The organism is Pseudonocardia sp. ICBG601 (assembly GCF_020496245.1).
In genome coordinates this window covers 1-9,099 of sequence record NZ_JAHLJA010000228.1, presented here as the reverse complement: position 1 = coordinate 9,099, position 9,099 = coordinate 1, and the positions used below count along the sequence as shown (strand labels likewise).

Below are 9,099 nucleotides of genomic sequence, written 5' to 3'. Positions count from 1 at the left end.
AGTCACTTTGGCGCAATGGCAGTCCGTGACACACTTGCGTACATGACGCGACTTAACCCCTGAAGAGCGAGCCGCACTTGACTCCCTCGTGCACCCACCAGCAGACAGGCAAGACGCACGACGACCTCGTCACCGCCGCCCGGACAACCTGGCAGCGCCGCACCGAAAACTCCGACCTCGGCGGCCTCGTCCTCGGAGCGCTCCACCGAGACGTCAAGTCCTGGCGCATCGTCGAGTACGCCACCGGTATCCCCGCTGCCACCGCCCGCCGATGGGCCATCCCGCCCGCCCCAGCCGACACCCAAGAGCAGCCTCCGGCAGCCCCTCCGGGGAGGACCTCCGCTCCCGCAGCAGCCGAACGCCCTCACCCGGCACGGGGAGAGATAGAGGGAGCGGCTCCGGGTGGGGCTGCGCCCACGTCGGCCCCACAGGGCATCAGGGCGCCGCAGGTGCCCGCAAGCTTAAGCAGACAAGCCATCCCGACCCCAGGCATGTTGCGGGCACCTGCGACCCCCTGACGGCGCTCCGCGCGCCGACGTGACCGCAGCCCCACCCTCCAAGCCACAGCTGCGGTGTCGTCGTATCGACGACCACCCGAACGTCAACCACCCGTTGACGCCCGCGTTTTCGTTAAGAAAACGCCTAACTTGCTGCGCGGTGAACCGGCACCAGACGGTCGACGGCAAGCCGACCCGGACCGCACCCCGCCCCCGGCGGGGAGGACCGGAAGCGGCGCGGCAGCACCCGATCCGTCCGCACGAAACCTCGCACCCGACCGACGGTCATCGGTGGATGCATAGGTCCTGTCGCCTGTAGAGCGGCGACACCGCCGACAGGACAATCCCGCTAGACAGCGCTAGACACCGGTCGCCTTGAGCCGACCCAACTCAAGGCTCGACAGCCCACCACATCCATGCATCATCTGATGATCGCCGGGCCGGGTGCCGGTTGCGTGCGGACGTACGCAACGAGGTCCACACCGAGAGTCAAGGCTCACGACATCGTCAATGAGTCATTGACATCAGCGCGCCAAGATCATCTTGGACGCACTGAGGGGCCTTGAAGCGGCTTTGAAGCGGCTTTGAAGCGGCGTTGACGCGGCGTTGACGCGGCTCTGCGATCGTCGACGACCGACTTCGCGGTGTGACCTGCGGAAACGCTGGTCTCGGTGGGTGGGGTGGCGCCCGACACCTCAACCACCCTGCTTCGCTTGACGGCCGGTCGAGGTGTCGGGCGCCACCCCACCCACCTCAGCAATTCTCGATCTTGAGTCAGGGCTGGGGTCCTGACCTGATCGTTGCTCAGTGAACCGTTGCTCGGCGAACCGGTGTGTGGTGAACCAGCGTCGGCGTGCTCGGCGCTGCTCGGGGTCCTCGGCTGCCAGGGCTGCCTTGAGCCAGCCGAACGGTTGTCGCTCGGGTGGATCGTCGAGTTGCACGGCGCGTTCGGTGGTGTCGGTCTCGAACTCGAAGTCCAGACCCCGGGCGTCGAGCCAGGCGTGCGCGGCGGGGACACCGCCGTGGCGGGTCGCGAGCAGGAGGTCTTCGGCCTCGGGATAGACCTTGCGCCACGTCCGTGCAGGTAGAACCGCTGCGAGTTCGCCTCCGGCGTTCTCCTCGGCGATGGTCTCGTCGTCGATCTCCTCCAGCTTGCACTTGGCCTTGAGCCCGTTGGACCAGACCAGCTGCTGCATCCCCTTCGAGCCTTGCTCCCACTCCTGCCACAGCGCGATGTCACGTTCGTCGCCGGTCTCCAGGGCGTCAGCGAGGATCTCGAACGGGGTCCGTGACCCGTTCTTCCCTGCTTCCAGCGGCCCCCGACGGTCTCGAACGCCAGCTTGGAGATGTACTTGGCCATCTTCTCCAGCGCCCCGGTCCCGACCCGGACATCGACCCCGTGCTCGAACGAGGCGGTGAAGCCCGACTTCGCCAACCCGGCGGTCCAGAGCTTGTAGATCGTCGCGACCAGCTCCGGGACCCGCGGGCTCACATCGGCCGGGAAGATCAACAATGCGTGGATGTGCAGATGCCACCCGTTCGCGTCTGTCCTGGTCGAGTCGATGCCGCGTACGTAGTCCATGCCCAGCAGCTGCTTGAGCTCCTGCCAGGCCCGCGCCTTGGTCAGGTGCCGCCACGCCCGGGTCAACGCACGGCGGACCTCCCGCAGGCTGTGAGCTTTGTGATGGCTCATCGTCAAGCTGAGCAGCGCGACCGATCCGCCCCGCTCAGCGTTCCAGTTGATCAAGTGCTGGAGCTCTTTCGCCCGCTTGGCGCTGATCTTCGCCGAGCAGACCGGGCAGTCCCAGACGCTCCCACATGTCACCAGGCCGCCGAACCCGGCCGTGCCCGGCTCGCCGCCCGTGCCCGGGGTGTGATGCAGCGACACCTCACCTCCGGTGTTGATCGAGACCCGGCCACACCGCGCGACCCGCGGCAGCGTCGTGATCTTCGCAAGCTTCCGTCGAGCAGCGTACTTCTCCCGGAACGCCTGATCCTGACGCTCCCGGAACTCCCTCGCAAGATCATGCCTGTGGTCCTGACCTGCAGTGAAGGCACTTATCGCGTCGTTACCAAGCGGGGCGCCTGCGGCGCCCCCGGACGGGCCGCTCACGCCAGCGGAAACACCCTCAGGCACGCCAACGAGCGGGCCCGCAGACCCGCTTACGCCTCCGGCGACGCGGCCCCGCGACCCGCTCCCGGGCACCACAGAAGAACCGGAGACACCCCCGGACACAGGAGAAAAAGAGAGAGACCGGCAGCACCTGCCGAGCGCGACACACCCGCACCAACCGGGACCCGGGTCTTGGCTGACGCGACAAGGGGCTCTACCCTGAGGGCTTCAAGCGCTGCAGTCATTCGAGGGACCCGTTCTTGTGAGGGCCGCTCGTACTGGCATCCAGAGGTCGTAACTCCGGATCGCCCTGCGGCGCTTGATCATGTTCCAAACCAGAACCTGGCCTATCTCAGGCCGCAACAGGGCCGCGACTCGCCGAGGACGCCCGGATTTTCTCCGCGTAATCGGCGTAAGAGCCGACATGCGGAGCGCGGAACCGGGTCAGCGGAGCGCCCGGCACCGACAACAGACCCACGCCCGGTAGGGCGCTGACGTGGGCTTCTGCGACATCCCGGGCCGCTCCCGGGTGCAGAAGCTCGACCGCCGCCGGGTTGTCGCTGCGGAAGCTGACCTTCACCGAGCACTGAGCCCGCTCAAACGCCCCCATCAACGCCGCCTCCGCCCGCTGCACCACCAGCACCACCCGGACACCGGCCTTCGCGCCCTCCGCCAACAGACGCCCAATCAACGCCCGCACCCGGCGCCCGGCGTCCTTCGACACCGCATCGGTGGCCCGTAGAGACCGACCAGCTCCTCGAACACCACCAGCCGTAACGGCTCAGCCTCCGACACCGCCAGAGTGTCCCGACCCGCCGGGAGCCCGGCGATGCGGGCATCCATGTCAACGACCAGCCGCGTCAACAACGCCTCATGAGCATCGATGTCCGCGAGCCCAGAGACCTGCCACGGCGCGTGCCGAGACCCAGCGAACGGCCGCCACAACAGACCCGTCGGGTCACACCCCGCGACCGTGACCAGCGGACTCGACGCGAGCTGGCCCAGGAAGCCGTAGACGAACCGGGACTTCCCCGACCGCGTCACGCCCTGGATCGCCATATGCGCCTCCGACGCCCAGTCACGCACCAGGTCACGGCCCTGCTCGTCACGACCCAGCAGCACCGGGACCTGCACCAGCGCTAGAGAGTCCTCAACCGGGGCCGCGAACGGGTCCGACGGGACCAACTCGATCCGGGCGAACACGTCCCCACGCTGCTCCACCCGCAGACCGAACGCACCCAGATGCGGAGCAAGACGATCCGCCACCTGCTCCACATCCCTGACCAAATGCCCGGCAACAGCCGGACCATCAACACCGTCGGCGGCCCCAACACAATCTGCACCACCTCCGGCGTCACCACCGTCAACCCCGACGCCGTCTCCACCCGCACACACAAGCCCGCGCCCTCACACGCACGACGCCAGGCACACCAGAGCGCATCCGCCTCCCGCGCATCCGCCTGACGCTCCTGACGACGCGACCACGAACTACGCCACGTCATGCCGCGTCCTGCTTCCGACTCTGACCCCGGACGCCCTCAGCGGTCCAACGCGGCGGCGTGAGCTGACCGGTCTTGCGCGACAGGTAGCCCGGCGACACCAGCAGACCCTCGAAGACCACCGGCTGACCGAACGGCCCGGCTCCGGCCGGGCATGGCTCGCGACCGTCACCGTGATCACCTCGGTGCGATCACGCTCATCGCCCTCCACCGCAGGAGTCACGACCTCGACACGCCACAACGGACGACCATCCGCGCTGGACTCCTGACGACCCGACGGGTCCGGACGCCGAGAACCATCCGACAACTCAACCCACACCTGCACCGGCGACACCGCACCCGTGCTGATCATCACCGCACGCTCCGCGTCCACTGGGTAGTTACGCATTTCAGCTCCACCTTCCGCAGCATTCCGACACGATCAAGTCTAATCTACTGACAGTTAGATTAGACTTGATCGTGTCGGAATGCTGCGGAAGGTGGAGCTGAAATGCGTAACTACCCAGTGGACGCGGAGCGTGCGGTGATGATCAGCACGGGTGCGGTGTCGCCGGTGCAGGTGTGGGTTGAGTTGTCGGATGGTTCTCGGCGTCCGGACCCGTCGGGTCGTCAGGAGTCCAGCGCGGATGGTCGTCCGTTGTGGCGTGTCGAGGTCGTGACTCCTGCGGTGGAGGGCGATGAGCGTGATCGCACCGAGGTGATCACGGTGACGGTCGCGAGCCATGCCCGGCCGGAGCCGGGGCCGTTCGGTCAGCCGGTGGTCTTCGAGGGTCTGCTGGTGTCGCCGGGCTACCTGTCGCGCAAGACCGGTCAGCTCACGCCGCCGCGTTGGACCGCTGAGGGCGTCCGGGGTCAGAGTCGGAAGCAGGACGCGGCATGACGTGGCGTAGTTCGTGGTCGCGTCGTCAGGAGCGTCAGGCGGATGCGCGGGAGGCGGATGCGCTCTGGTGTGCCTGGCGTCGTGCGTGTGAGGGCGCGGGCTTGTGTGTGCGGGTGGAGACGGCGTCGGGGTTGACGGTGGTGACGCCGGAGGTGGTGCAGATTGTGTTGGGGCCGCCGACGGTGTTGATGGTCCGGCTGTTGCCGGGGCATTTGGTCAGGGATGTGGAGCAGGTGGCGGATCGTCTTGCTCCGCATCTGGGTGCGTTCGGTCTGCGGGTGGAGCAGCGTGGGGACGTGTTCGCCCGGATCGAGTTGGTCCCGTCGGACCCGTTCGCGGCCCCGGTTGAGGACTCTCTAGCGCTGGTGCAGGTCCCGGTGCTGCTGGGTCGTGACGAGCAGGGCCGTGACCTGGTGCGTGACTGGGCGTCGGAGGCGCATATGGCGATCCAGGGCGTGACGCGGTCGGGGAAGTCCCGGTTCGTCTACGGCTTCCTGGGCCAGCTCGCGTCGAGTCCGCTGGTCACGGTCGCGGGGTGTGACCCGACGGGTCTGTTGTGGCGGCCGTTCGCTGGGTCTCGGCACGCGCCGTGGCAGGTCTCTGGGCTCGCGGACATCGATGCTCATGAGGCGTTGTTGACGCGGCTGGTCGTTGACATGGATGCCCGCATCGCCGGGCTCCCGGCGGGTCGGGACACTCTGGCGGTGTCGGAGGCTGAGCCGTTACGGCTGGTGGTGTTCGAGGAGCTGGTCGGTCTCTACCGGGCCACCGATGCGGTGTCGAAGGACGCCGGGCGCCGGGTGCGGGCGTTGATTGGGCGTCTGTTGGCGGAGGGCGCGAAGGCCGGTGTCCGGGTGGTGCTGGTGGTGCAGCGGGCGGAGGCGGCGTTGATGGGGGCGTTTGAGCGGGCTCAGTGCTCGGTGAAGGTCAGCTTCCGCAGCGACAACCCGGCGGCGGTCGAGCTTCTGCACCCGGGAGCGGCCCGGGATGTCGCAGAAGCCCACGTCAGCGCCCTACCGGGCGTGGGTCTGTTGTCGGTGCCGGGCGCTCCGCTGACCCGGTTCCGCGCTCCGCATGTCGGCTCTTACGCCGATTACGCGGAGAAAATCCGGGCGTCCTCGGCGAGTCGCGGCCCTGTTGCGGCCTGAGATAGGCCAGGTTCTGGTTTGGAACATGATCAAGCGCCGCAGGGCGATCCGGAGTTACGACCTCTGGATGCCAGTACGAGCGGCCCTCACAAGAACGGGTCCCTCGAATGACTGCAGCGCTTGAAGCCCTCAGGGTAGAGCCCCTTGTCGCGTCAGCCAAGACCCGGGTCCCGGTTGGTGCGGGTGTGTCGCGCTCGGCAGGTGCTGCCGGTCTCTCTCTTTTTTCTCCTGTGTCCGGGGGTGTCTCCGGTTCTTCTGTGGTGCCCGGGAGCGGGTCGCGGGGCCGCGTCGCCGGAGGCGTAAGCGGGTCTGCGGGCCCGCTCGTTGGCGTGCCTGAGGGTGTTTCCGCTGGCGTGAGCGGCCCGTCCGGGGGCGCCGCAGGCGCCCCGCTTGGTAACGACGCGATAAGTGCCTTCACTGCAGGTCAGGACCACAGGCATGATCTTGCGAGGGAGTTCCGGGAGCGTCAGGATCAGGCGTTCCGGGAGAAGTACGCTGCTCGACGGAAGCTTGCGAAGATCACGACGCTGCCGCGGGTCGCGCGGTGTGGCCGGGTCTCGATCAACACCGGAGGTGAGGTGTCGCTGCATCACACCCCGGGCACGGGCGGCGAGCCGGGCACGGCCGGGTTCGGCGGCCTGGTGACATGTGGGAGCGTCTGGGACTGCCCGGTCTGCTCGGCGAAGATCAGCGCCAAGCGGGCGAAAGAGCTCCAGCACTTGATCAACTGGAACGCTGAGCGGGGCGGATCGGTCGCGCTGCTCAGCTTGACGATGAGCCATCACAAAGCTCACAGCCTGCGGGAGGTCCGCCGTGCGTTGACCCGGGCGTGGCGGCACCTGACCAAGGCGCGGGCCTGGCAGGAGCTCAAGCAGCTGCTGGGCATGGACTACGTACGCGGCATCGACTCGACCAGGACAGACGCGAACGGGTGGCATCTGCACATCCACGCATTGTTGATCTTCCCGGCCGATGTGAGCCCGCGGGTCCCGGAGCTGGTCGCGACGATCTACAAGCTCTGGACCGCCGGGTTGGCGAAGTCGGGCTTCACCGCCTCGTTCGAGCACGGGGTCGATGTCCGGGTCGGGACCGGGGCGCTGGAGAAGATGGCCAAGTACATCTCCAAGCTGGCGTTCGAGACCGTCGGGGGCCGCTGGAAGCAGGGGAAGAACGGGTCACGGACCCCGTTCGAGATCCTCGCTGACGCCCTGGAGACCGGCGACGAACGTGACATCGCGCTGTGGCAGGAGTGGGAGCAAGGCTCGAAGGGGATGCAGCAGCTGGTCTGGTCCAACGGGCTCAAGGCCAAGTGCAAGCTGGAGGAGATCGACGACGAGACCATCGCCGAGGAGAACGCCGGAGGCGAACTCGCAGCGGTTCTACCTGCACGGACGTGGCGCAAGGTCTATCCCGAGGCCGAAGACCTCCTGCTCGCGACCCGCCACGGCGGTGTCCCCGCCGCGCACGCCTGGCTCGACGCCCGGGGTCTGGACTTCGAGTTCGAGACCGACACCACCGAACGCGCCGTGCAACTCGACGATCCACCCGAGCGACAACCGTTCGGCTGGCTCAAGGCAGCCCTGGCAGCCGAGGACCCCGAGCAGCGCCGAGCACGCCGACGCTGGTTCACCACACACCGGTTCGCCGAGCAACGGTTCACTGAGCAACGATCAGGTCAGGACCCCAGCCCTGACTCAAGATCGAGAATTGCTGAGGTGGGTGGGGTGGCGCCCGACACCTCGACCGGCCGTCAAGCGAAGCAGGGTGGTTGAGGTGTCGGGCGCCACCCCACCCACCGAGACCAGCGTTTCCGCAGGTCACACCGCGAAGTCGGTCGTCGACGATCGCAGAGCCGCGTCAACGCCGCGTCAACGCCGCTTCAAAGCCGCTTCAAAGCCGCTTCAAGGCCCCTCAGTGCGTCCAAGATGATCTTTGGCGCGCTGATGTCAATGACTCATTGACGATGTCGTGAGCCTTGACTCTCGGTGTGGACCTCGTTGCGTACGTCCGCACGCAACCGGCACCCGGCCCGGCGATCATCAGATGATGCATGGATGTGGTGGGCTGTCGAGCCTTGAGTTGGGTCGGCTCAAGGCGACCGGTGTCTAGCGCTGTCTAGCGGGATTGTCCTGTCGGCGGTGTCGCCGCTCTACAGGCGACAGGACCTATGCATCCACCGATGACCGTCGGTCGGGTGCGAGGTTTCGTGCGGACGGATCGGGTGCTGCCGCGCCGCTTCCGGTCCTCCCCGCCGGGGGCGGGGTGCGGTCCGGGTCGGCTTGCCGTCGACCGTCTGGTGCCGGTTCACCGCGCAGCAAGTTAGGCGTTTTCTTAACGAAAACGCGGGCGTCAACGGGTGGTTGACGTTCGGGTGGTCGTCGATACGACGACACCGCAGCTGTGGCTTGGAGGGTGGGGCTGCGGTCACGTCGGCGCGCGGAGCGCCGTCAGGGGGTCGCAGGTGCCCGCAACATGCCTGGGGTCGGGATGGCTTGTCTGCTTAAGCTTGCGGGCACCTGCGGCGCCCTGATGCCCTGTGGGGCCGACGTGGGCGCAGCCCCACCCGGAGCCGCTCCCTCTATCTCTCCCCGTGCTCGGGTGAGGGGCGTTCGGCTGCTGCGGGAGCGGAGGTCCTCCCCGGAGGGGCTGCCGGAGGCTGCTCTTGGGTGTCGGCTGGGGCGGGCGGGATGGCCCATCGGCGGGCGGTGGCAGCGGGGATACCGGTGGCGTACTCGACGATGCGCCAGGACTTGACGTCTCGGTGGAGCGCTCCGAGGACGAGGCCGCCGAGGTCGGAGTTTTCGGTGCGGCGCTGCCAGGTTGTCCGGGCGGCGGTGACGAGGTCGTCGTGCGTCTTGCCTGTCTGCTGGTTGGGTGGCACGAGGGAGTCAAGTGCGGCTCGCTCTTCAGGGTTAAGTCGGTCATGTACGCAAGTGTGTCACTGACTGCCATTGCGCCAAAG

The 9,099-nt window shown here is 67.5% G+C and carries 7 protein-coding genes and 1 pseudogene; 4 read left to right on the top strand and 4 right to left on the bottom strand.

Annotation, left to right across the window (positions count from 1 at the left end):
* Positions 1–1,192: 1,192 nt before the first annotated feature.
* The 4 genes and pseudogenes from KPL57_RS62540 to KPL57_RS62525 form a co-directional block, all read right to left on the bottom strand.
* Positions 1,193–1,693, bottom strand: coding sequence for a hypothetical protein (locus KPL57_RS62540; RefSeq protein WP_226359144.1), 501 nt, complete (start codon positions 1,691–1,693; stop codon positions 1,193–1,195).
* A gap of 308 nt (positions 1,694–2,001) precedes the next feature.
* Positions 2,002–2,322, bottom strand: a pseudogene (locus KPL57_RS73575) (protein rep); the annotation flags it as partial.
* A 640-nt stretch (positions 2,323–2,962) separates the two neighbouring features.
* On the bottom strand, positions 2,963–3,334 hold the full coding sequence (locus tag KPL57_RS62530) for a hypothetical protein (protein WP_226359143.1): 372 nt from the start codon (positions 3,332–3,334) through the stop codon (positions 2,963–2,965).
* Positions 3,298–3,831, bottom strand: a complete 534-nt coding sequence (locus KPL57_RS62525) for an FtsK/SpoIIIE domain-containing protein (protein ID WP_226359142.1) — start codon at positions 3,829–3,831, stop codon at positions 3,298–3,300. Before KPL57_RS62525 ends, KPL57_RS62530 begins: the two co-directional genes overlap by 37 nt.
* 768 nt (positions 3,832–4,599) lie before the next feature.
* On the opposite strand from KPL57_RS62525, the gene KPL57_RS62520 reads away from it, so the two are divergent.
* The 4 genes from KPL57_RS62520 to KPL57_RS62505 all read left to right on the top strand — a co-directional run.
* Positions 4,600–4,989, top strand: coding sequence for a hypothetical protein (locus KPL57_RS62520; RefSeq protein WP_226359141.1), 390 nt, complete (start codon positions 4,600–4,602; stop codon positions 4,987–4,989).
* A complete protein-coding gene (locus KPL57_RS62515) occupies positions 4,986–6,137 on the top strand; it encodes a hypothetical protein (RefSeq protein ID WP_226359140.1) in 1,152 nt (383 codons plus the stop codon). Before KPL57_RS62520 ends, KPL57_RS62515 begins: the two co-directional genes overlap by 4 nt.
* A 353-nt stretch (positions 6,138–6,490) precedes the next feature.
* Entirely contained in the window at positions 6,491–7,909 is a 1,419-nt protein-coding gene (locus tag KPL57_RS62510; RefSeq protein WP_226359139.1) for a protein rep, read from the top strand.
* Between the two features lie 989 nt (positions 7,910–8,898).
* Positions 8,899–9,099: hypothetical protein (locus KPL57_RS62505; RefSeq protein ID WP_226359138.1), on the top strand; the 201-nt coding region annotated here is incomplete at its 3' end.

Coding starts and splice junctions, on each gene's coding strand:
- KPL57_RS62540 (WP_226359144.1), bottom strand. CDS start 1,693: ATGCAGCAGCTGGTCTGGTCCAACGGGCTCAAGGCCAAGTGCAAGCTG.
- KPL57_RS62520 (WP_226359141.1), top strand. CDS start 4,600: ATGCGTAACTACCCAGTGGACGCGGAGCGTGCGGTGATGATCAGCACG.
- KPL57_RS62515 (WP_226359140.1), top strand. CDS start 4,986: ATGACGTGGCGTAGTTCGTGGTCGCGTCGTCAGGAGCGTCAGGCGGAT.